This is a genomic window from Pseudomonas sp. P7758, assembly GCF_013386485.1.
Classification (GTDB): domain Bacteria; phylum Pseudomonadota; class Gammaproteobacteria; order Pseudomonadales; family Pseudomonadaceae; genus Aquipseudomonas.
In genome coordinates this window covers 25952-49772 of sequence record NZ_JACARS010000154.1, presented here as the reverse complement: position 1 = coordinate 49772, position 23821 = coordinate 25952, and the positions used below count along the sequence as shown (strand labels likewise).

At 61.7% G+C, this 23821-nt stretch carries 19 protein-coding genes and 1 pseudogene; 15 read left to right on the top strand and 5 right to left on the bottom strand.

Annotated features, from left to right (window positions below; genetic code table 11):
• Together HX873_RS31655 and HX873_RS27650 are read left to right on the top strand one after the other, a co-directional pair.
• Positions 1-210, top strand: a pseudogene (locus tag HX873_RS31655) (hypothetical protein); the annotation flags it as partial.
• Between the two features lie 2 nt (positions 211-212).
• Positions 213-575 carry a hypothetical protein gene (locus HX873_RS27650; protein WP_003210265.1) on the top strand — a complete coding sequence of 121 codons (363 nt, stop codon included), beginning with the start codon at positions 213-215 and terminating at the stop codon, positions 573-575.
• An 18-nt stretch (positions 576-593) separates the two neighbouring features.
• Here the strand turns inward: HX873_RS27650 and HX873_RS27645 are convergent, their stop codons facing one another.
• Together HX873_RS27645 and HX873_RS27640 are read right to left on the bottom strand one after the other, a co-directional pair.
• On the bottom strand, positions 594-1691 hold the full coding sequence (locus HX873_RS27645) for an SMP-30/gluconolactonase/LRE family protein (protein WP_003210263.1): 1098 nt from the start codon (positions 1689-1691) through the stop codon (positions 594-596).
• Entirely contained in the window at positions 1688-2365 is a 678-nt protein-coding gene (locus tag HX873_RS27640; protein WP_177037306.1) for a sterol desaturase family protein, read from the bottom strand. Before HX873_RS27640 ends, HX873_RS27645 begins: the two co-directional genes overlap by 4 nt.
• Positions 2366-2539: 174 nt before the next feature.
• Between HX873_RS27640 and HX873_RS27635 the strand changes: the two genes are divergently transcribed.
• The gene (locus tag HX873_RS27635) at positions 2540-4006 is read left to right on the top strand and encodes a hypothetical protein (protein WP_003210259.1); all 1467 of its coding nucleotides are present in this window, start codon (positions 2540-2542) and stop codon (positions 4004-4006) included.
• Here the strand turns inward: HX873_RS27635 and HX873_RS27630 are convergent, their stop codons facing one another.
• Positions 4007-5449, bottom strand: coding sequence for a PLP-dependent aminotransferase family protein (locus HX873_RS27630; protein ID WP_003210257.1), 1443 nt, complete (start codon positions 5447-5449; stop codon positions 4007-4009).
• A gap of 130 nt (positions 5450-5579) precedes the next feature.
• Between HX873_RS27630 and HX873_RS27625 the strand changes: the two genes are divergently transcribed.
• The 3 genes from HX873_RS27625 to HX873_RS27615 all read left to right on the top strand — a co-directional run bounded on the left by HX873_RS27625 (position 5580) and on the right by HX873_RS27615 (position 8650).
• Positions 5580-6215 carry a LysE family translocator gene (locus HX873_RS27625; protein ID WP_003210255.1) on the top strand — a complete coding sequence of 212 codons (636 nt, stop codon included), beginning with the start codon at positions 5580-5582 and terminating at the stop codon, positions 6213-6215.
• A 78-nt stretch (positions 6216-6293) separates the two neighbouring features.
• Positions 6294-7352: a diguanylate cyclase gene (locus HX873_RS27620; protein WP_023658718.1), complete on the top strand. Its 1059-nt coding sequence runs from the start codon at positions 6294-6296 to the stop codon at positions 7350-7352.
• A gap of 68 nt (positions 7353-7420) precedes the next feature.
• Positions 7421-8650 (top strand): M20/M25/M40 family metallo-hydrolase, encoded by a 1230-nt coding sequence (locus HX873_RS27615; RefSeq protein ID WP_003210251.1) that lies wholly within the window; start codon positions 7421-7423, stop codon positions 8648-8650.
• 150 nt (positions 8651-8800) lie between these two features.
• Here HX873_RS27615 and HX873_RS27610 read toward each other — a convergent pair whose 3' ends face one another.
• Positions 8801-11872, bottom strand: a complete 3072-nt coding sequence (locus HX873_RS27610; RefSeq protein WP_177123499.1) for an efflux RND transporter permease subunit — start codon at positions 11870-11872, stop codon at positions 8801-8803.
• Positions 11873-11874: 2 nt separating this feature from the next.
• Positions 11875-13335, bottom strand: a complete 1461-nt coding sequence (locus HX873_RS31875) for an efflux RND transporter periplasmic adaptor subunit (protein WP_256349674.1) — start codon at positions 13333-13335, stop codon at positions 11875-11877.
• A 308-nt stretch (positions 13336-13643) separates the two neighbouring features.
• On the opposite strand from HX873_RS31875, the gene HX873_RS27595 reads away from it, so the two are divergent.
• The 9 genes from HX873_RS27595 to HX873_RS27555 all read left to right on the top strand — a co-directional run bounded on the left by HX873_RS27595 (position 13644) and on the right by HX873_RS27555 (position 23742).
• A complete protein-coding gene (locus HX873_RS27595) occupies positions 13644-14777 on the top strand; it encodes an FAD-dependent monooxygenase (protein ID WP_003215332.1) in 1134 nt (377 codons plus the stop codon).
• Positions 14774-15583 carry an alpha/beta fold hydrolase gene (locus HX873_RS27590; RefSeq protein ID WP_102369163.1) on the top strand — a complete coding sequence of 270 codons (810 nt, stop codon included), beginning with the start codon at positions 14774-14776 and terminating at the stop codon, positions 15581-15583. Before HX873_RS27595 ends, HX873_RS27590 begins: the two co-directional genes overlap by 4 nt.
• 11 nt (positions 15584-15594) lie before the next feature.
• Positions 15595-16347, top strand: a complete 753-nt coding sequence (locus HX873_RS27585) for a hypothetical protein (protein ID WP_003215329.1) — start codon at positions 15595-15597, stop codon at positions 16345-16347.
• Positions 16348-16486: 139 nt separating this feature from the next.
• On the top strand, positions 16487-17119 hold the full coding sequence (locus HX873_RS27580; RefSeq protein ID WP_003215327.1) for an N-carbamoylsarcosine amidohydrolase: 633 nt from the start codon (positions 16487-16489) through the stop codon (positions 17117-17119).
• Between the two features lie 223 nt (positions 17120-17342).
• Positions 17343-18653, top strand: a complete 1311-nt coding sequence (locus tag HX873_RS27575; protein WP_008436141.1) for an MFS transporter — start codon at positions 17343-17345, stop codon at positions 18651-18653.
• A gap of 27 nt (positions 18654-18680) precedes the next feature.
• Complete coding sequence (locus HX873_RS27570) at positions 18681-19763, top strand: nucleoside hydrolase (RefSeq protein ID WP_008436139.1); 1083 nt, start codon at positions 18681-18683, stop codon at positions 19761-19763.
• Positions 19764-19834: 71 nt separating this feature from the next.
• On the top strand, positions 19835-21118 hold the full coding sequence (locus tag HX873_RS27565; protein WP_008436137.1) for a glycosyltransferase: 1284 nt from the start codon (positions 19835-19837) through the stop codon (positions 21116-21118).
• Positions 21119-21189: 71 nt separating this feature from the next.
• Positions 21190-22095, top strand: a complete 906-nt coding sequence (locus tag HX873_RS27560) for an AraC family transcriptional regulator (protein WP_063029835.1) — start codon at positions 21190-21192, stop codon at positions 22093-22095.
• 336 nt (positions 22096-22431) lie between these two features.
• Positions 22432-23742, top strand: a complete 1311-nt coding sequence (locus HX873_RS27555; protein WP_003215317.1) for a sugar ABC transporter substrate-binding protein — start codon at positions 22432-22434, stop codon at positions 23740-23742.
• Positions 23743-23821: the final 79 nt, after the last annotated feature.

Below are 23821 nucleotides of genomic sequence, written 5' to 3'. Positions count from 1 at the left end.
GCCGCTATTGGAGGGACTCTGGGGGCTGCGCTCGGGAGACGTTTATGCGGGATAGTCATGGGGGTTGCGGTGAAAGGGCAGGGTGCGCTGGTCTGCGGGATCATCGGCGGTGCTGCCGGAGGTTATGCCGCCGGGAGTACGTTTGGGCGTGCCGGTGAATGGGGTGGAGAAATGATGGGTGACCTGATGTATCAGCCTGATGGGGCTTGATCATGTCTTATTATGATTTTTTCACTGTTACGTTGCTTTTATGGATGCTTATCAACTTGGGACTGTTGCTCTTCGTCGCGTACAGAAAACTCGATGAGTTGGAAAGCTATTTCACCGAAAACGAGGCCGTTCAACGCACCAAGCGTTTTTGGCGCAGGAATCTGCCGATCGACAAAACCATGCGAATGGTTGTGATCGTCGAGCTGCTGTCCATGCCAAAACGCCATTTGAAAAAGGGCGAGGTAACTGAGGCAGAGTTGACGTCCGTCCCCGTGGCCCTGAAGCGATGGGCAGTATGGCCCTATTACGGCGGAATGGTTTTGATGGTCCTGGCAATCATTTGGGAGGTCTGGTCCAAGCCATAGCCGAGGGGCTTTTTTTCTTTATTGCGCCAACGCCACCTTGAGTGGCAAGCGCGCCATACCGGTGTTTTTAAGCGAACCCAGATACAACCAGTCACCGTACTCACGTGCCGTGGTGACGGGCGAGTAGTTACCGCTGCTGCCATCCTGCAGGTTTGCGATGACCTTGCCGTTCACGTCCAGCCCGAGCACAAAGGCCTTACGCTCGATGGGCTTGGGCACCACCATCAGTGCCCGTACCATGATCTTGCGCATCAGCGGGTAGCCGGCAAAACCGTCGAGCAGCGGGTTGCGCGGTGAATACAAGGCAACCCAGAACCGGTCCTTGCCGTTGAAGCTGAGGTTGTCCGGCAGGCCCGGCAGGTTGTCGATAAACAGGTCGTGGACGCCGGCCTTGTCGCCCTTGAGCCAGTAGCGGCTGATGCGATAGGCGCCGGTTTCGTTGACCAGCACATAGTCTTCGTTCGGCCCCAGGGCCACGCCATTGGCGAATTGCAACTGGTCCAGCAATACCTCGGTGTGGCCGGTGCTGAAGTCATACCGTAGCAAACGGCCGTCACCGCCGTGCTCGATCACCGCCTCGCCGTCTTCCCCATAACCCCATCGGCTTGATGCATCGCTGAAGTACGCATAACGCCCGGCGGCGTCGACGGTGACGTCATCGACAAAGCCAAACGGCAGGCCGGCGGCGCTGGTGGCCAGGGTGGTGAGATTGTGCTGGGTGTCGAGGGCGAGCAGGCCCTTGATCCCATCGGCAATGATCAACCGCCCGTCCGGATGCAGGGCCAGGCCCAGGGGGCGACCCTGGGTGTTGGTCAGCTCTTCGAGAACGTGGCTTTCGGGGGCCGTGCGGATGATGCGCCCGTCATGCAGGCCGGTGATGAGGAACCCTTTGCCATCCAGCAACAAGGCTTCGGGCCCGGCGATGTCCTGGGCGCCGGTTCTTTTCACGTCCTTGAGGCGCTGGTTTTCGGCGTAGGGCCCGTCCTTCAGGGATGGCGCCTTGGGCGGCGACCAGTTGACCGGTTGCACTTTGGTGGGCATCAGCAGCAGGAAGGCGACGATGGCGGTCAGGATCAGCAGGACCAGACGACCAACGTTGCTTGGACGGGTACTCATGACGATTCCTGGTGATCAGTGGTGGGCGGTTCCCAATGCAGGGTGCCGAACAGGTAGTCCATCAGCGGCAGGACGATATTGAAATTGCGTCCCTGCATCAGTTCGCGCCGGTGATGCAGGGCGTGCAGGTGATGCATCTGGCGGATCCACGGCAGGCGGGCCACGGGGTGGTCGGGGGGCAGGTGTTCGCAGGCGTGGAAAAACTCGTAGAGCAAGTAGCCGAGGATCATGCAGCCGGCGAACAGGCCAGCGATGTTGGGGTTGAGGTGTTTGAGCAGCCACCAGGCGGGGAGGGTGATGACTAGGCTGTGGACCAGGATGAGCCAGGCGGGGAACAGGATGACACGCCAGTCTCGCGGGCTGTCGTAGGTCATGTGATCGGGGGTGAAGAAGCTGTGGTGGTCGCCGGTGTGGCGGGCGTAGAACAGGCGGGCGAAGGTGTGTTTGTGATGGCCCAGGTGACGGTGGACGAGATAGATACACAGGTTGAAGAAGATCAGGGTGAGGGGGATGGCCAGCCATTCCAAGGGTTGGATTTGCCGGGTGGTGGACCAGAACAGGCTGACGCAGAGCAGGCCGTAGCCGAAAACGAAACCAGCGTGGAGCCACGGGTTGTAGCAGGGGTGGATGCTGGCGCGGTAGGTGGTGCGGAAGGCCTCGGTGGGGTGAGTCATTGGGGGCGCTCGGTGTTGTTTTTGTTGGGGATGAGCGTAGTCGGGATTGGCGCATCTATCCTGCCGCCATAAAAATACTGTACATGCATACAGTTATGTCCTACATTCCATCCCAGGTGACCGGATGTCGCCGATCACCTGAGCTTCAATTTTTTAACTATGGATGGATAAAAAATGAAATCGAAAAAAGCGTTCATGCTCGGAGCCGCCATCGCGGCGTCCTGCTTCGTTTCGGCCTGCGCCCTGGCCGAACAATCTCCTGCACACTTGACGCCGCAACCGTTGCAGCAAGCCGTGCAACAAGCCCTCAAGAGTGGCGGCAACGTCACGGCGCAGAAGGCGTCGGCTGCCTTCCTGGACAAAATCAAAACCTCGCAGCAGCTGAAAAAGCCAGTGCAGGCTGCCAAGGCCTTGAGCGGGGTTGTAGTCGCCGAGCCTGTACAGGCAGATAGCGCCAAGGTGGATGCCCAGGCCGTGGCGGCCCAGGCGTTCACGCCGCTGTGCCAGACCCTCGGTATCAACCAGATGTATAACCTGGACGGTGTGCAAACCGGCAACGACGTCTGCTACCACTTCAACGTGCCCCAAAAGGCACGGGCGACAGTGATGCTGGTAGGGCAGAGTGCTGCCACCAACATGTCCCTGACCCTGTTCCAGGACGACGGCCAGAACAACATCACTTCTCTCGGCACGTCGGATAACCCGGGCAATGCCAACGAGGTGCTGGCTGGCGTACTGCCACCTGGCGACTACTACTGGTTCATGCATGCCAATTCGGCTGACGGTTCGCCGTTCAGTTTCGGCGTGGATATCAACATGACGATTGACGATTTCGAGCCTAACGACAGTTTCGAAACGGCTTATCAACTGCCGGATACCCTGAACTACGTCACGGGTAACTCCGACACGGCGACCGATGAAGACTACTTCTCCTTCAAGGCCCTGCGCGGGCAGAAGGTCAGTGCCTATTTCGACGGTGTGAACGAGAGCGATCGGGGCCAGTGGATTTCCGAGTATTTTGACGGCGTCAAATGGATCCCGATCAGCCCCAAGGCGAAAATCACCTGGCCAACGCCATCGGTTAATGGCGTGGTGAACGTACGGGTGCGGCCTAACCCGGCCGCAACCTGGAAGGCTACGGCGCGCTACAAGCTGTCGCTGGGCTCCACACCCGAGGTGTTGAGCCACAGTGTGCAAGGTGACAACGTGGTGCGGATCCCGGCTTCGGCCAATGACTACGACCCGTTCATGACCACCCAGGCGGCACGTGACTTGAGCTGGGCCGTGACCTGGGCCGACAGCACCGGTAAACGCCTGCAGGGATTGACCCCGTATCTGCAACTCGACAAGCACGTCAACCGTAATACCTACCTGCCGGTGTACATCCCTTACTACGGTTCGGTAACCGGCGTGTCGGGCGCGGCATCCGGTACGGTCAACCTGGGCAACTGCGCGGGTGAGGCGACTGTCAGGTATGTGTCCTACGACTCGGGTTACAAAAATACCTGGGAGACCAACTACAACTTCGCCGTCTGGCGCCTGCGCATCGAGGAGTACCCGGATGTCGGCGTGGGTGGCGACGCTACCCCGGTCAGCATGGCTCATATCTGCAGCCAGCGCGTGATCTCCAGCGAACGGTGATCAACCCTCCGCTTGATCCGTAACCCCGGCGCCAACTCTTCGGGTTGGCGCCCCCAGCAACCCTTCAAACTGCGCCTGAACCCGCCCTTCGTCGCAATGCGCCACATTAAACCGCATGAAATCCCGCAACCTCGGCTCATACCCGAACAACGCCCCCGGCGCCAACACCATCCCACGCTTCAACCCGGCTTCAGCCAGCCGCTCACCATTCACCCCGGCCGGCAACCGCGCCCAGATGAACATCCCGCCCTCAAATCCCATCGGCAATTCACACCCGCAACGCCGCAGCCACTGCTCAACCCGCCCCCCAGCCTCCAGCAGCCGCTGAACCATGCGCTTGCGATGCCTGGCATACCCACCCTCACTCAGCAGCCGATACACAATCTGTTCGAACAGCTCGGACGTTATGCCGCCGCTCATCAACTTCATATTGGTCAGATTCGCCGCCAATTGCGGCGCCGCCACCACATAACTGACCCGCGCATTCGCCGTCAGCACCTTCGAAAACCCCGACAGGTACGTCACCTGCTCCAATCCCGCCAAAGTCGCCAGACGCGGCGGCGGGTTAGGGTGCAAATCCCCGTAAAGATCATCCTCAACGATATGGCAGCGATACTCCCGGGCCAGTTGCAACAACCGAAATGCCTGGCTCGGGCTGAATGAATGCCCGGTGGGGTTATGCAACACGCTGGTGGTCAGGTACAGGCTGGGACGATGCTCCGCCAACAACTGCTCCAACGCGACAAAATCAAACCCGTCAGGCCGCCGGGCGATCGTCACCACCTTGACCCCATGCAACGCCAGGTTCGCGTGGAAGTTGAAATAACACGGTGCATCCAGCAGCACCGTGTCCCCGGGCCGCGCCAGCAGGCGCATGAGCATGTCCAGGCCTTGCACCGTGTTGGGCGTGGTGATGATTTGTTCCACCGGCACCGACAACCCTTCACCGTGCAGTTTCTGTTGCAGCGCCTGGCGCAACGGCAGCAGGCCCGCCGGGGTGCCCAGCCCGGCGATGCGCAGGGTAGGGGCGCGGACTGCGCTGCGCATGGCCTGGCGCAGGGCTTCGGAATCCAGCCAGTCTTCCGGCAGATGGCCGCCGCCGGGGCGCAGGTCGCCCTGGGCCATGGCCAGGGGGCGGCGCAGTACGCTGAGCAAGTCCTGGGGCAGCAAGTCGACCCAGGTGCTGGACGACGGCTGTGCCAGGCTGCTGGCGACAAAGTGCCCGCGGCCCTGGCTGGAGGTCAGGAGGTGACGCCCGCGCAGGCGATCCAGCGCTTCATTCATGGTGAATTTTCCGACGCCCAGCAAGGCTCCCAACTCACGCACCGAAGGCAGTTTGCTGCCAGCGGCCAATTCGCCTTGCTCGATCGCATGGGCCAGGGCATCGACGATCTGCTGCACCTTCGGTGCTCGGTCATGAAAGTGAATCGCAGGAATGGGCATCACACTGTCCTTAAGTTTGCCGCCAACTTCACCGGTAAAGTCTGCGCGTATATCCATAGAGTTTACCTGCCTGTGGCGGCACGTGCGCCCTAGACTGCAAGCCCTCTTTCCTGCTGTGAAATTCCACGCCATGGCCACCGCGCTGACGCTGTCTTCGTTTTTGTATTTCCTGCTGCTGTGCACCACCCTGGCCTTCAGCCCCGGGCCCATGACCTTGTTGTTGCTCAGCCTCGGCCTGAAGGACGGCCTGCGCCGTTCCCTGCCGGCGCAGTTCGGGGCGAGTGTTTCCTACCTGGTGTCGATCCTGATCTTTGCCGTGGGCTTTTCCGAGCTGATCAAGGATTACCCGCTGATCACCCGGATCATCCAGGTGGTAGGGGTAGCCTACATCCTTTACCTGGCCTACAAGCAATGGACCAGCAGCGGAGTGACCATCAAGACCAACGATGCAACCCCGGAAAATGCCCGCAGTCTTTTCGGCAAGGGCCTGCTGACCGGGTTGTCGAATCCCAAGGCGATCATTCTGTTCAGCGCGGTATTCCCGCAGTTCGCCGCCATCGGCCAGGGCAGTGCCGCCGCCGACATCGCGATCCTCGGCCTGACCTTCCTGCTGCTGCAATTTGCCAGCGGCTGCCTGTATTGCTACTTCGGCCAACGCATCAAGCACGTGCTGGAAAACCCCAAGCGCCGGGTGTTGCTGCAACGGGCCACGGCGGTGTTGCTGCTGGGGGTGGCGCTGATGCTGGCCAGGGGCTTTTCCAGCTGAAGGCTAGCTTATGAGCGGTAGTGGCGATCTGCCGGTGCCCTGATAGACTTCGGGCATTCATCCAGGATCAAGCCAGACATGCCAGCCGCAGGAGGAAACGGACTTTCGCTCGCTTCACGCTTGTACAAGTCGCGCACCCTGGGGTTGACCCTCGGGTTTGTCTGTGTGGCCGCCGCCATCTACCCGCTGGATAAATCCGCTTGGGTCTGGGGAGTGATGATCGCCAATGCCTTCATCTGGCCGCATGTGGCCTACCAATGGTCGCGGCACTCGAAAAACTCCCTCCGCTCGGAACACCGCAACCTGCTGTTCGACTCGTTTTGCGGCGGGTTCTGGGTTGGCGCCATGCAGTTCAACCCGCTGCCCAGCGTGACCACCTTGTCGATGATGACCATGAACAACGTCGCCATCGGCGGCCCGCGCTTCATGCTCGCCGGTTGGGTGGCCCAGGCGCTGGGCATCGGCGCCTCGATGCTGGTGTTCACTCCGGCGGTGACGGCCCTCACCAGTGAAGTGCAGCTCTACGCCTGCCTGCCGATCCTGATGCTGTATCCCCTGGCGCTGGGCTGGATCTGTTACCGGCAAGCGATCACCCTGGCCCGGCACAAGCGCGAGTTGCTGGCCCTGAGCCGCACCGACAGCCTGTCGGGCCTGCTCAACCACGGCGCCTGGAAAGACCACCTGGAAATCGAGTTCCAGCGCTGCCGCCGCGACCAGCAGGGCGCCGCCATCGCGCTGATCGACATCGACCACTTCAAGACCATCAACGACACCTACGGCCATGTCACCGGCGATATCGTGCTGCGCCAGTTGAGCAAAGTGCTGCGCCAGAACCTGCGGGCCACGGACCTCGCCGGGCGCTATGGCGGCGACGAATTCTGCGTGATCCTGCCGGACATGCCCCTGAACCGCGCCACCGAGGTGATGGACGCCCTGCGTGATCGCTTCAACTCCCTGGCCTACGCACAGGACCCGACCTTGCGCGCCAGCCTGAGCATCGGCCTGGCGCCGTACCGGCCGGCACACGCCGACGCCACCAGTTGGCTGAACGATGCCGACCAGGCCTTGTACGAGGCCAAGAGCAGCGGGCGCAACCGGGTCAGTTCGGTGCAGGGAAGTTGGTTGAGGTCGATCTGAGGATCAACAAATCGGTGTTTGTCAGGTAGGGTGGAGCGCTACCTTCCAACAAAAACAAGGATCGGTTCATGCTCTTCAACTTCCCGCGTACCTTGCTGGCGGCCACCCTGGCGCTGTCTTTCGCCATGCCGGCCTTCAGCGCCGAACCCCACAAACAGATCCAGGCCGATTCCGAGCAGTACAAGGCCGACGCCTTGAAACTGCTGGAGCGCCTGGTGAATATCGATTCGGGCTCCGGCTACGAGCCGGGCCTGACCCAAGTGCGTGACATCGCCGTCGATGAGCTCAAGCAACTGGGTTTCAGCATCCAGCTGGTGCCGGATGCCGCCGCTCATAACAGCCATGTCATCGCCACCCTCAAGGGCACCGGCAAGGCCAGGATCCTGCTGATGGCCCACATGGACACGGTGTTCAAGGAAGGCTCGGCGGCTGCCCGGCCGTTCCACATCAAGGACGGCCGCGCCTATGGCCCGGGCGTAATGGATGACAAGGGCGGCATCGTCGCCGGCATCTACGCCTTGAAAGTCCTGAAAAACCAGGGCTTCAAGGACTACGCACAAATCACTTTCCTGCTGGACGCCAGCGAAGAAACCGGCACCGACGGCGCGTCCGAGCTGATCCGCAACACCGCCAAGGGCCACGACGTGACGCTCAACCTGGAACCGGGTCGCCCGGCCGATGGCCTGGTGGTATGGCGCAAAGGCAGCGCCACCGCCGTGGTCGAGGTCAAGGGCAAGGCCGCCCACGCCGGCGTCGCCCCGGAATTGGGGCGCAACGCGGCGATGGAAGCGGCGCACCAGATTCTGCAACTGGGCAAGCTGGGGGATGCCGAGAAGAAAACCACCATCAACTTCACCGTGATCAACTCCGGCGACCGGGTCAACGTGATCCCCGACCAGGCCACCGCCAAGGCGGATGTACGGGCGGCGTTGCCGGAAGAGTTTGACCGGATCGAGAAAGACCTGGCACGGGTCTCGGCCAACAAGCTGATCCCCGAGACTGAAGTGACCACCAGTTTGCACCGTGGCCTGCCGCCGATGCCGCAGACGCCGGAGTCGGACAAGCTGGTGGCGATTGCCCAGGGGATTTATGGCGAGTTGGGGCGCAAGCTGACCATTGAGGGCAGCGGCGGGGCGGCGGATGCGAGCTTGTCGGCTGGCGTGGGTACGCCGACCCTGGACGGGTTCGGAATTGTCGGGGGCAATATCCATACGCCGGAGGAATATGCCGAGGTGGAGAGCGTGGCGCCGCGGATTTATCTGCTGAGCCGGATGATTATGGAGCTCTCCAAGCGCTGACTTAAAAACGCCACACCTCTAAATGTGGGAGCGGGCTTGTGTGGGAGCGGGCTTGCTCGCGAATGCGGTCTATCAGTCGACATCTGCTTATCTGGTACACCGCTTTCGCGAGCAAGCCCGCTCCCACATTGGTTTGTGGTGCTGGTTGGATCAGGTTGCAGTCACCACTTCCCGGGTCTTCTCCCGCCCCAACACCAGACTGCACAGCGCCGGCAAGAACAGCAACGTCAACACTGTCCCCACCAACACCCCGCCAATCAGCACATACGCCAGCGACGACCAGAACACCGACAGCGTCAGCGGAATAAACGCCAGCGCCGCCGCCAGCGCGGTCAATATCACCGGCCGTGCCCGGCGCACCGTGGCCTCGATGATCGCCTCGCGAATCACCATGCCCTGGTCCTGGTTCTGCCGAATCTGGTCGGTAAAGATCAGCGTATTGCGCATCAGAATCCCGCCAATCCCGATCAACCCCAATATCGCGTTGAACCCGAACGGCTGGTTGAACAGCAGCAGCGTCGGCACCGCCCCGATCAGCCCCAGCGGCGCGGTGGCGAACACCATGAACATCACCCCGAACGAACGCACCTGGAACATGATCACGGTCAACGTCAGCAGAATCATGATCGGGAACAGTGCCGCCAGCGCCACGTTGGCCTTGGCGCTTTCTTCCACCGGGCCGCCGATGACGATCTGATACCCGGCCGGCAGCTTGGCGATCAAGGGTTGCAGGTCCTTGTACACCGCCATTTCCACATCTGGCGGCTGGGTGCCGTCGACGATGTCGGCGCGCACTTCCACGGTCAGTGCGCGGTTGCGGCGCTTGAGGATCGGTTCTTCCATCACCGCCTGGAAATGCCCGACCTGGGCCAATGGCACCGAGACGCCGGCACTGTTGGTCAGGGTCATATTGTCGAGGTTGCCGAGGTCTTCGCGCTGGCTGCCCTGGGAACGGGCAACCACTGAAACGGTGCGATTGCCTTCGCGCACTTCGGTGATCGGGTTGCCGCTGAGCAACGCGTTGAGCTGGGATTTCACCCCGTCGGGGGTAAAGCCCAGCAGGCGCAGGCGGTCCTGGTCGAGTACCAGGCGGTAACTGCTGGCGCGCTCGCCCCAGTCGAGGAAGCTGTCCCGCGTGAGTGTGTTGGCCGCGACCACTTGGCGCACGTCTTCAGCCAGGCTGCGCAGCACATTCAGGTCGGGACCGGACACGCGAAACACCACCGGGAAGGGCACCGGCGGGCCGAATACCAACTGGGTGACGCGCACCCGCGCCGATGGAAATTCGCCGGCCGCGATGCGTTCAGCCATGCGTTTTTTCAGGCTGTCCCGGGCATGGGCGTCGGCGGTCTGCACGATCAACTTGGCGAAGGCGGGATCTGGCAGCTCAGGGTTCAGCGACAGGAAAAACCGTGGTGCACCACCGCCGACATAGGTGTCGACCATCACGGTTTGCGGCTCCTCCATCAACGCCTTTTCCACCTGCGCCGCTACCGCCTCGGTGCTTTTGAAGGCGCTGCCCGGTGGCATGTACACCTCCAGAATCAGCTCGGAACGGTCGGAGTTGGGAAAGAACTGCTTCTTCACCACGCCCATGCCCAGGCCACACAGCACAAAGGCCGCCACCACCAGCCCGGTGACCAGCCAGCGTCTGCGCACGCAAGCATCCACCAGGCGCCGCAGTTTCTGGTAATAGCGCCCGGCGTAAATTGCGTCGTGGCCGCCGACAACCGGTTGGATGTGCGGCAGCAGCTTGACCCCCAGGTACGGGGTGAACACCACCGCCACCAGCCACGAGGCGATCAGCGCAAAACCGACGATCCAGAAAATATTCCCGGCATATTCACCGGCCCCCGAGCGGGCAAAACCCACCGGCAGGAAGCCGATAATCGTCACCAGGGTGCCGGTGAGCATCGGCGCGGCGGTGGAACTCCAGGCAAACGTAGCCGCATGGATCCGGTCAAAACCCTCTTCGAGTTTGACCACCATCATCTCGATCGCAATGATCGCGTCGTCCACCAGCAGGCCCAGGGAAATGATCAACGCGCCCAGGGTCACCCGGTCGAATTCGCGGCCGGTCATCAGCATGATCACAAACACGATCGACAAGGTCAGCGGCACCGCAGCGGCCACCACCAGCCCGACCCGGAACCCCAGGGCCAGCAGGCTGATGACCATTACCACCGCGAGGGCGACGAAGAACTTCAGCATGAACTCGTTGACCGCCAGGCTGATGTTTTTCGCCTGGTCGGAGACCTTGGCGAAGTTGACCCCCAGCGGCAGGTCGGCCTGGATTTTCGCTTCCTGGGCCTTGAGGGCCTTGTCCAGTTCCAGGCCGTTCCAGTGCTTCTCCATGATCACCCCGAGCATCAGCGAGGGGTCGCCCTGATGACGGATACGGTAGCTGGGCGGGTCTTCATAACCCCGGCTGACGGTGGCCACATCGGCGATGCGCAGCAGCTTGCCGTTGGCTTCCAGCGGGACGTTTTCGATCAGCGCCAGGCTGTCGAAGGCCCCGTCGATGCGGATATAGGCGCGTGCCCCGGCGGTCTCGACAAAGCCTGAAGGCGCCACGGCATTCTGGGCGGCGAGGGCGGCGAAGATCTGCTCGGGCTTGATGCCCAAGGTGGCCAGGCGCTCATAGGAAAACTCGACGAAGATCCGCTGCGCCTGTTCGCCGAGGATATTGACCTTCTTCACTCCCGGCAGATTGAGCAGGCCCTGGCGCATGTCCTCGGCCATTTGCACCAGTTGCCGGTGGGGCAGGTGTTCGGCCTCCAGCGCGTACAGGGAAAAGTACACGTCGGAGTATTCATCGTTAAAAAACGGGCCGATCACCCCCTTGGGCAACTTCGCGGCTTCGTCGCTGAGCTTTTTGCGGGTCTGGTAGAACAGGTCCTGGATCTCGCTGGGACGGGTGGACTCCAGGTACGTCATGCGCATCGAGACGAAGCCCGGTTGGGCGATGGTTTCGACGCGGTCGTAATAGTCCAGCTCCTGCAGGCGTTTTTCCAGGCGGTCGGCCACTTGCTCCTGCATCTCTTGCGCGGTGGCGCCGGGCCAGGCGGCGGTGATGGTCATGACCTTGACGGTGAACGAAGGGTCTTCGGCGCGCCCCAGTTTGCCAAAGGCAAAGACCCCGGCGGCGAGGATCGCGATGATCAGGAACAGCGTGACCGCGCGATGCTTGACCGCCAGTTCGGAGAGGTTGATCCCGCGCATTATCAGTGTTCCTGCTGACGGTTGAGGGCCAATACCTGGGCCGGCAACAGGCGTACCGCGTCACCGCTGTGCAGCAGGTGCGCGCCGAGGGCGACGACTACTTGGCCGGGGTCCACGCCACTGTCCAGCAACGCGTCCTCCTGGCCGAGGCTGGCGACGTTGACCGGGGCGAAGCTGACCTTGTCATCGGCGCCAATCACCCACACACCGGTGCCTTTGCCGGCATCCTGCAGCGCCCCGATGGGCACGCGGGTCTGTTGCGCCTGGCCGTTACCTTGCAGGCGCACGGTGATGGTCGAGCCGAGAGCGAAGCGGTCGACGGGGCCATGCAAGACATAGCGGGCCCGGTAGGTGCGGGTGGTCGGGTCGGCGCTGGCTGACAGCTCGCGCAACGTGGCGGTCACTGCTTGCTCAGGGGCGCCGAAGGGGAACGCCAGGGCTTTTTGCGAAGCCTGGTCGCGCTGGTTTTCCGGCAGGTTGACGATGGCTTCCCGGGCGCCGTCGTGGGCCAGGCGCGCCACCACTTGCCCCTCGGCAACCACTTGGCCGCGGTCCACCCGCACGTCGGTGATGATGCCGTCGCTGTCGGCCCTGAGCACCGAGTAGGTGCGGCGGTTTTCGATCTGGCTGGCGTCGGATTGCGCGGAGGCCAGCTCGGCTTCGGCCACCCGCAGGTTGGTGGCGGACTGGTCGAAAATCTGCCGCGACACGGCGCCGGTATTGGCCAGGCGCTGGTAGCGGGATTCATCGTCCCGGCGTTGGCGCAGTTGCGCCTGGGCCGCATTGACGCGGTTTTTTGCCGAACGCAGGGCCAGTTCGAAGTCGCCGATATCCAGCACCAGCACGCCCTCTGCAGTTTCCTCATTGGGCCAGGAGAACAGGAAGCCGCTCGGCCAGTGGTCCCAGCGTCCCGGTTCGTCGGCAAAGCCGTATTCGGTGACGGACGGGTATTGCCCCAGCGCCGCCCGGAAATCACTGCCGGCGCGGGATTTGACGTGGATCGAGCGGGCTTTTTTCAGCAGTTCTTCAGCGGCCAGCACGCGCACTTTGTCCTCTTCGGTCGGCAGCATGCGCGCCAGCACTTCCGGGGGTTCCACCGCCAGCAGGATGCGCGTGCCGGTCTTGAGGATCTGTTCCTGCTCCGGCGAGTGCAACAGCATCATGGTGTCGACGATCAGGTCGGCCGCTTCCAGCGCCCGCTGCGCCGCGATATTGCCGGTCAGGGCAGTGTCGCCACAGTAGGCCGTCATGTCATTGCCCATCGCCCGGGGATGGTTGAACGACGGCAACTCCACCGCATACACCTTGGCCCCCAGGCGCTGCGCCGCGTCCATCGCGGCGCGCACGGTGCGCGGGTCGGAGTAATGGCTCTTGAGCACGGCAACGCTCTGGGTCGGGTCGACCTTCGAGAGCTTCAACACATGCTCAAACATCTGGGTCAGTTCGCAATCACTTACCGGCATTTCCTGTCTCCTCAGCTGCTGCACCAAGATCTTGCAGGGCGCTTCACTCTAGTGCGTTTTTATAGCGTATACGCCAATTAATCACGATAAGAACTGATTTCATCATGGACTGCAAGCACCACGCCAAAACGTTACGAATCCACACAAGCCCAGTTATATATGGAGATAACCGGTTACAAGGGATCGATATGGCCAAAAAAACAATTTTTCAGGCGTGGGCTTTTCATTTGAAAAAATGAGCGTATACACTTTAAAAACCTTGCGGACAGACGCCGCCGGCCATTATTCGAAAAAGAGGACCACGCCCCATGGGAAGCACACAAAAAATCGCAATCGTCGGCGCCGGCCTTGGCGGTGCCGCCGCTGCCACCCTGCTGCAACAGGCAGGGTTCGACGTGGACATCTACGAGCAGGCGCCGGAGTTTTCCCGCCTGGGTGCCGGGATCCACATGGGCCCCAACATCATGAAAATCTTCCGCCGCATGGGCATCGAAAAACAGCTGGACCTGATGGGGTCGCACCCCGAGCACTGGTTCAGCCGCGATGGTGAAACCGGCGACTACCTGTCACGCATTCCCCTGACTGGCTACGGCGCGTCCTACATCACCGTGCATCGCGGCGATCTGCACGCGCTGCAGATGTCCACTCTCAAGCCCGGCACCCTGCACTTCAACAAGCGCCTGGAAACCCTTGAAGAAACCGATACCCAGGTGCGCCTGACTTTCGCCGACGGCGAGGTAACCTACGCCGACATCGTGATCGGTGCCGACGGCATCAACTCGCGCATTCGTGAAGAGCTGCTGGGTGCCGAAAAACCGTTGTACAGCGGCTGGGTCGCGCACCGTGCGCTGATCCGTGGCGACCAGTTGGCCAAGTACGACCTGAAGTTCGAAGACTGCATCAAGTGGTGGACCGAGGACCGGCACATGATGGTCTACTACACCACCGGCAAGCGCGACGAGTACTACTACGTCACCGGCGTGCCGCACCCGGAATGGGACTTCCAGGGCGCCTTCGTCGACAGCAGCCGGGAGGAGATGTTCGACGCCTTCAAGGGCTACCACCCGACCGTCCAGGCCCTGATCGAATCCACCGAAAGCGTGACCAAATGGCCGTTGCGCAACCGCAACCCGCTGCCGTTGTGGAGCCGTGGTCGCCTGGTATTGCTGGGCGATGCCTGCCACCCGATGAAACCCCATATGGCTCAGGGCGCCGGCATGGCCATCGAAGACGCCGCGATGCTGACGCGCTGCCTGCAGGAAACAGGGATCGGCGACTACCGCACCGCGTTCGAGCTGTATGAAGCCAACCGCAAGGAACGCGCGTCCCGGGTGCAGGCCGTGTCCAACGCCAACACCTGGCTGCGCACCCAGGAAGATCCGGACTGGGTCTACGGCTATGACCTCTACGCCCAGCAACTGAAATCGGGGGTGGCGGCGTGAGCAGCTTTCTCTATGGCGGCAACGTCCAGGCCAACGGTATCCGCCAGCATTACCTGCGTTACGGCGGCAAGGGCCCGGCACTGATCCTGATTCCCGGCATCACCAGCCCGGCGATTACCTGGGGTTTTGTCGCCGAACGCCTGGGTTTGCACTTCGACACCTACGTGCTGGACGTGCGCGGTCGCGGCCTGTCGTCCACCGGACCGGAGCTGGACTACAGCGCCGACACCTGCGCCGATGACATTGGCGCGTTTGCCGACGCCCTGAAGCTCGACAGTTATCACCTGGTCGGCCATTCCATGGGCGCGCGGTTTGCCGTACGCAGTGCGGTGCGCCATCCACAAAGTGTCAACCGCGTGGTGTTGATCGACCCGCCGATGTCCGGCCCGGGTCGCCGCGAATACCCAAGCAAACTGCCGTGGTACGTCGATTCGATTCGTCAATCCCAGGTCGGCATGGATGCAGAGGCGATGCGCGCCTTCTGCGCCACCTGGACCGACGAACAACTGCAACTGCGCGCCGAATGGCTGCACACCTGCTACGAGCCGGCGATCGTGCGTGCGTTCAATGACTTCCATACCGTCGACTTCCATCAGGACCTGCCGCACCTGGAGGCTCCTGCCCTGCTGATTGTTGCCGGACGCGGCGGTGTAATTCAGGCCGAAGATGTCGCGGAAGTCCGACAGTTACAGCCGACCCTACAGGTCGCCCATGTGCCAAATGCAGGACACATGATCCCCTGGGACGACCTTGAAGGCTTTTTCGCTGCCTTCGGCGACTTCCTCGGCCAGCCCCTGACTGCATAACGGAGACCACCATGCTCAAGCCTTACCGCATCGGCCAGATCGTGCCGAGCTCCAACACCACCATGGAAACCGAGATCCCGGCGATGCTTAACGCGCGCCAGGCGATCCGCCCGGAACGTTTCACCTTTCACTCCAGCCGCATGCGCATGAAGCAAGTGCGCAAGGAAGAACTGGCGGCCATGGACGGTGAGTCCGACCGTTGCGCCATCGAACTGTCCGACGCCAAGGTCGACGTGCTGGGCTACGCCTGCCTGGTAGCGATCATGGCCATGGGGCTGGGTTACCACCGCAAGTCCGAGCAACGCCTGCGCAAGGCCACCGCCGACAACGACGCCAACGCCCCGGTGATCACCAGTGCCGGCGCCCTGATCGAAGGCCTTAAAGTCATGGGCGCCAAACGCATCGCCATTGTTGCGCCGTACATGAAACCGCTGACCGAACTGGTGGTGAACTACATCCGCGAAGAAGGCTTTGAAGTGGTGGACTGGCGCGCCCTGGAAATCCCCGACAACCTCGAAGTGGCCCGCCACGACCCGGCCAACCTGCCGGCGATTGTTGCCGGGATGAACCTGGAAGGTGTCGACGTAATCGTACTGTCGGCCTGCGTACAAATGCAGTCGCTGCCCGTGGTCGCGAAGGTCGAAGCCCAGACCGGCCTGCCGGTGCTCACCGCCGCCATCGCCACCACCTACGCCATGCTCAAGGCCCTGGACCTGGAACCCATCGTCCCCGGCGCCGGCGCCCTGCTCTCCGGCGCCTACTAAAAACGCTTTTGTGGCGAGGGAGCTTGCTCCCGCTGGGGTGCGAAGCGCCCCCAAAAAAACAGGCCTGCTACGCAGCCCAACGGGAGCAAGCTCCCTCGCCACAAGGTTATGTGTACTGTCCATTACCGAGGACTGAAAGATGAGCGAACAATCCGCCGACGCCAACTACCAGGGCGTCTGGGGTAACCGAATCGGCTTCGGCAAAAAATCCGCCCTGCTGATGATCGACTTCATGCAAGGCTATACCACCGAAGGCGCGCCACTGTTTGCCCCCGAAGTGCGCATCGCCGTGGCCGAAAGCGTCGAGCTGCTGGCCTGCGCCAGGCGTCACGGAATCAGCGTGGTGCACACCAATATCCGCTACCATCCGGGCCATTTCGCCGACGGCGGTATCTGGGTAAAAAAGGCCCCGGTGATGAAAGACATGGTCGAGGGTAACCCCCTCGCCGCCTTCTGCACCGAAGTGCTGCCCCTGGCCAATGAAGTGGTCATCACCAAACAATACGCCAGCGCGTTTTTCGGCAGCAGCCTGGCCCCGATGCTGCACGCCCAGGGCATCGACACCGTGGTGCTCGCCGGCTGTTCCACCAGCGGCTGCATCCGGGCCACCGCAGTGGATGCGGTGCAACACGGGTTTCGTACCATCGTCGTGCGCGAATGCGTCGGCGACCGCCACCCGGCGCCCCATGAAGCCAACTTGTTCGATATCGACAGCAAGTACGGCGACGTGGTGAGCAAGCAGGAGGCGATGAGCAAGTTCAAGGAGCAATAACGCGTCAACAGGAACCACGACAAAGAGCGTGGTCCGGAAAAAACTGAGCGCCCACGCTGGAATGCAGTCGAATGTGGGAGCAAGCCCGCTCCCACACTTGATCACCTCCAACAGGGCCACCTCAGTCTTCTGTCACTGCCTTTGGAAGTCGCTTTCACAGCACTCCGAAGTGCTGAAAAAGCGGCCGTATAAAAACCATAAGTCACCGCCAGGAGACACCCCAATGCCCATTGCGAATGCAGCGCCCGCGACTACGGTCGCCGATCCGGTCCACACGCTCTACCACAAGATCACCTGGAAGCTGATTCCGTTCCTGTGTTTCTGCTACCTCGCGGCCTACCTGGACCGCATCAATATCGGCTTCGCCAAACTGCAGATGCTCGACCAGCTGCACTTCAGCGAAACCGCGTTCGGCCTCGGTGCCGGGCTGTTTTTTGTCGGCTATATCATCTTCGAAGTCCCCAGCAACCTGATCCTGGAAAAGGTCGGGGCGAAGATCTGGATCGCCCGCATCATGATCACCTGGGGCCTGCTGTCGGCCTGCACCATGCTGGTCACCTCCACCACCCAGTTCTACATCCTGCGGTTCCTGCTGGGTGCGGCCGAAGCCGGGTTTCTGCCGGGCGTGCTGTATTACCTGACCACCTGGTTTCCCACCCATCGCCGGGGGCGGATCATCGCCCTGTTCATGATCGGCCTGCCGCTGTCCAGCGTGATCGGCGGCCCGTTGTCCGGCTGGATCATGGGCCACTTCGACAACATGGCCGGCCTGCGCGGCTGGCAGTGGCTGTTTCTGATCGAAGCGGTGCCCAGCGTGCTGCTCGGTGTGTGGACCTTCTGGGCGCTGCCCAATACCTATCAGCAAGCCAAGTGGCTGTCGCCGGAAGAAAAAAACCTGCTGGAAAGCGAACTGCGCAAGGACGACGCCGACGGTGCCGCCAGCAAACACAGCTTCCGCGACGGCTTCTTCAACCTCAAGGTGTGGATGCTCGGCGGTATCGACTTCTCGATCCTGCTCAGTGCCTATGCCATGGGGTTCTGGATGCCCACATTCATCCGCAACGCCGGGATTACCGACACTTTCCACATCGGCATCCTCACGGCCCTGCCCAGCGTGGCGGCCCTCTTGGGCATGCTGCTGATCGGCGCCAGCTCCGACAAACACCGCGAACGCCGCTGGCACATCATCGTGCCGTTCTTCATCGGCGCGGCGGCGATGGCTACCAGTACGTTCTTCACCCATAACGTGGTCGCCACCGTGGCGCTGTTTGCGATTGCCTCGGCGGCGATCATCGGTGCGGTGCCGGTGTTTTTCAGCCTGCCGGCGACCTTCCTGAAAGGCACCGCAGCGGCCACCGGCTTTGCCCTGGCCTGCTCGCTGGCGAACATCGCGGGCCTGGTGAGCAACTCGTTGATGGGCGTGGCGATTGACGTCACCGGCAGCAGCGCAGGGGCCTTGTGGTTTTTTGCCGGCTGCCTGATTCTCAGCAGCTTCCTGGTGATCGCCTTGCCGGCGAAGCTGGTAAACCGCTAACAACAACAATTTTTCGGGTGAGTCTCCATGCAAGGTTTCATCAAGCGCTGTGCCCTGCTTGTCGCTGTGGGCCTGTGTGCCGGTACGGCGCAGGCCGCAGAAAAGGTCATCTTCGACACCGACTTCAACGTGCTCAACGATGACGGCCAGGCCTTTATCATGCTCGCCCAGCTGCACGGGCAAAAACGCATCGACCTGCTGGGCATGACCCTGGTCAGCGGCAACGCCTGGGTCGACCAGGAACAGGTCGACGCCCTCAAGGCGGTGGAACGCATGGGTGTGGAAAAGGAAGTCGGCGTGTATTCCGGCGCCGCCTACCCGCTGCTGCATGACTACGCCACCTATGAGGCGGAAAAAGCCCTGTTCGGTTCCGGCTGGCCGGGTGCGTTCAAGAACCCGCGGCCAACCAGTGCCTCACAACTGGTCGCGCCACCGGACGGCCTGGCGACCCACACCAGGCTGCGCAAGGAAACCGCCGCCCAGTTCATCGTCGACAGCGTACGGGCCAACCCCCACGAGGTAACGATCCTGGCGGTCGGCCCGCTGACCAACATTGCCCTGGCGATTCGCTCGGCCCCGGACATCGTGCCGCTGATCAAGCGCATCGTGTACATGGGCGGCGCGCTGGAGATTCCGGGTAACACCACGCCGGCGGCGGAGTTCAACTGGTGGTTCGACCCGGAGGCGGCGAAGATCGTGTTGCGCTCGCCCATCGAACACGTGATTTTTCCCAACGATGTCTGTGAGAAAGTCACCTTCGACAAGTCGGTGTATGAGCGGGTGATCGCACACAAAGGCCCGATTGCCGACCTGTACAAGCACGAGTTCGGGCCACTGTTCGCCAAGGACCCGGCTTACCACAGCTTCACCTGGGACAGCCTGCCGGCACTGTTTCTCGTGAATCCCGGGATCGTCACCGAATCCCGCGAGCTGTGGGTGGACGTGGATGCCACCTTCGGCGCCGACTATGGCCGGGCACTGGGCTACAAGAAAGGCGCGCCGGTCGGCACGCAAAAGGCCAAGGTGGTCTTCGCGGTGGACCAGAAGCAGTTCTGGGACGGTTATGTAGGGTTGGTGACGCTGCCGACGCCGGTCAACATCTTCCGCTGAGTGCGCCGGAACTTGAGGGGCTGTGGTTTAATTGCGCGCCTTTGCCCAGCCCTTCAAGGAATCCGTTGTCGATGAATCAGCCCGCCACCAAAGTCCTGGTCATTGGCTACGTCTGGCCAGAGCCTCGCTCCTCGGCGGCCAGCGGGCACATGATGCAGATTCTGGAGAGTTTCCTGGCCCAAGGCTGGGACATCACCTTCAGCAGCCCGGCGGTCACCGGCGAACACAAGGCCGACCTGCCCGCCCTGGGCATTCGCGAATGCGCGATCGAGTTGAATAACAGCAGTTTCGACGCGTTTATCCAGCAATTGGCTCCGGATATCGTGCTGTTCGACCGTTTCATGATGGAAGAACAGTTCGGCTGGCGCGTGGAAAAATCCTGCCCGAATGCTCTTCGGGTGCTGGAAGCATCCGACCTGCAAAGCCTGCGGGACGCCCGCCACCAGCGCCTCAAGGATTTCCTGAAGGCGCACCCCGAAGCTGATGACTTCGACGCGCTGTTCAGCCGGGACCTGGCCGCCGAATTCGATGACATGGCCGACACCGACCTGGCCAAGCGCGAGATCGCCGCGATCTACCGCTGCGACATCAGCCTGATGATCTCCGATGTGGAAATCCAGTTGCTGACCGAACACTTCAAGGTGCCCGCTGCCCTTCTCCACTGGTGCCCGCTGATGCTGGTGCCGCCCACCGAAGCCTTTGCCCCCTTTGAGGACCGTGCCCACTTCCTGAGCATCGGCAATTTCCGCCATGCGCCGAACTGGGATGCGGTGTTGTGGATGAAGAACAGTGTGTGGCCGCTGATCCGCCAGCAACTGCCCGGCGCTCAACTCCACGTGTACGGCGCCTATACGCCACCCAAGGCCACCGCGCTGCACAACCCGGCCCAGGGCTTCCACGTGATGAATTGGGCCGAGGATGCATTGCAGGTCATGAGCGCTGCGCGAATCTGCCTGGCGCCACTGCGCTTTGGTGCCGGGATCAAGGGCAAGCTGGCCGACGCGATGCTCTGCGGCACACCCAGCGTTACCACACCGATTGGCGCCGAAGCCATGGGCGAACCGTGGCCCGGCGTGGTCGAACACAGCGCCAATGCACTGGCGGCTGCGGCGGTTGCGTTGTATCAAGACCCGCCACGCTGGACCCAGGCCCAGGAAGATGGCCGGCAGTTACTGGCCCGCCGTTACGCCCACGACCTCCACGGCCCGGCCCTGGTGGAGCGCCTGGAGCAGTGCCGCCGCCAGTTGGCCGAGCACCGTCGGAACAATTTCACCGGCAGCATGCTGCGCCACCACCTGCACAAAAGTACCCAGTACATGGCGCAGTGGATCGAGGCGAAAAACCGTACGCTGTAGACACAGACGCTGGCGAGGTGGCGCGCAAGGGGGCATTATCCTTTTCGCAACCACAATAAAGCGACTGCAGCATGACCCGAGCAGCGAGAATCACCGATCCTTCCTACGAGCTGATGGACGATCACAACGGTCTGTCCATCATCTATCGCCAACACGGCTTCCCGTGCCCGTTGGTGCGCTGGCATTTCCACAAGGAATACGAGCTGCACCTGATCGTTGCCAGCTCCGGCAAGGTGTTTATCGGCGACTACATCGGCAACTTCTACCCGGAAAGCCTGTTCCTCACCGGCCCCAACCTGCCCCACAACTGGATCAGCCAGGTGGCTGAGGACGAAGTGGTGCCCAAGCGCGACATGCTGGTGAACTTCACCGACGAGCTGTTCGACGGCGGCAGCCATATCTTTGCCGAGCTCAAGACCCTGGCGCCACTGCTGGAACGGGCGCAATACGGCATCGAATTTCGCTGCAAGAAAACCATCGCCCAGGCCATGACCCTGATGCAGCGCATCGAGGACGCCCAAGGCATGGCGCGCCTGGGGCACTTCTTCATCCTGATGGAAGTGCTCAGTGCCTGCGAGGACTACCAACTGCTCTCCGGCGTGACCACGCCGCAACTGGCGGATGAACACAGCATCGACCGCACCAACCGCGCGGTGGACTACATTTTTGCCCACTACGCGCGGGAGTTGTCCCTCGAAGAAGTCGCCGAATACCTCGGCATGAAACCCACCTACTTCTCCCGCGTATTCAAACAAGCCACCGGCCGCACCTTCATCGAATTCGTCAACCGCCTGCGCATCAGCAAGTCCTGCGAGCTGCTGGCCGATGGTGACAAAGCCGTGACCGATGTGTGCTTCGAGTCAGGCTTCAACAACATCTCCAATTTCAACCGCCGCTTCCAGCAGCTCAAGGGCATGACCCCCTCGCACTACCGGCGCCTGGCGGTGCAGCGGTTAACCGAGCAGAACCTCGCCTGAAAACGCGCGTTCCTGTGGGAACCCGCTTGTGTGGGAGCGGGCTTGCTCGCGAATGCAGTGTGTCAGGCAGCGCAAATGTCGGCTGATTCACCGCCTTCGCGAGCAAGCCCGCTCCCACATTTGCATCGCGCTCACGCAGGAAGCCGATCGCTCCCAGCGAATCGTTTCAGCAATTTTCCGCCTCAGTGCAAAAAAGTATCAGTAAAAGTGCTCCCAAGGATTTGTCAGCACGTCAATTGAAGGCTGTAATCAACGCACACTCTTCCAGCTGTCGTGGAAGACACAACAACAATAACTGTCCTTCTGCAGCCCCTGGGCGCAGAAATGGAGTGCGCGATGAAGTTCACAGCCAAAGCTCTGCTTGCCTGCACCTGCATGACCCTCAGCGCCGTCAGTCTTGGCGCGCAAACCCTGACCATTGCCACCGTCAACAACAGCGACATGATCCGCATGCAAAAGCTCTCGAAAACCTTCGAGACCGAGCATCCGGAGATCAAGCTGAACTGGGTGGTACTCGAAGAAAACGTCCTGCGCCAACGCCTCACCACCGACATCGCCACCCAGGGCGGACAGTTCGACGTGTTGACCATCGGCATGTACGAAGCTGCACTCTGGGGCGCCAAAGGCTGGCTGGAACCGATGAAGGACCTGCCTGCTTCCTACGACCTGGACGACGTTTTCCCGTCCGTGCGTGACGGTCTTTCCGTCAAGGGCTCGCTGTATGCCCTGCCGTTCTACGCCGAAAGCTCCATCACCTACTATCGCACCGACCTGTTCAAGGACGCCGGGCTGACCATGCCCGAGCACCCGACCTGGACCCAGATCGGCGAATTCGCCGCCAAACTCACCAACAAGGACAAGGAACAGTACGGCCTGTGCCTGCGCGGCAAAGCCGGTTGGGGCGAGAACATGGCGCTGATCACCACCCTGGCCAACGGCTACGGTGCACGCTGGTTCGATGAGAAGTGGCAGCCGGAATTCAACGGGCCTGAGTGGAAAGACGCACTGAACTTCTACGTCGACAACATGAAGAAATCCGGCCCGCCGGGCGCTTCCAGCAACGGTTTCAACGAAAACCTGGCGCTGTTCAACAGCGGCAAGTGTGCGATCTGGGTGGACGCCAGCGTCGCCGGCTCGTTCGTGACCGACAAGACCCAAAGCAAAGTGGCTGACCACGTCGGCTTCACCTTTGCCCCGCACGAGAAGACCGACAAAGGTACTTCGTGGCTGTACTCCTGGTCCCTGGGGATTCCAACCAGTTCCAAAGCCAAGGACGCTGCCAAGGTGTTCACCACCTGGGCCACTTCCAAGGAATACAGCCAGTTGGTCGCCAAGACCGACGGGATTGCCAACGTACCGCCAGGTACCCGCAAATCGACCTACAGCGACGAATACATGAAGGCCGCGCCGTTTGCCAAGGTGACGCTGGAATCGCTGAAAGTCGCCGACCCGAAAGACCCGTCGGCCAAGCCGGTGCCGTATGTGGGCATCCAGCTGGTGACCATTCCTGAATTCCAGGCGATTGGTACCCAGGTCGGCAAGTTCTTCTCCAGCGCACTGACCGGTGGCTCCACCGCCGAAAAAGCCCTGGCGGATGCACAGACCTTCACCGAACGCGAAATGAAGCGGGCTGGTTATCCCAAGTAACCCCCAACACCTGTAGGAGCGAGCTTGCTCGCGAAAAAGGTACATCCACCGCAGCGATGCGCCTGGAATACTTTCGCGA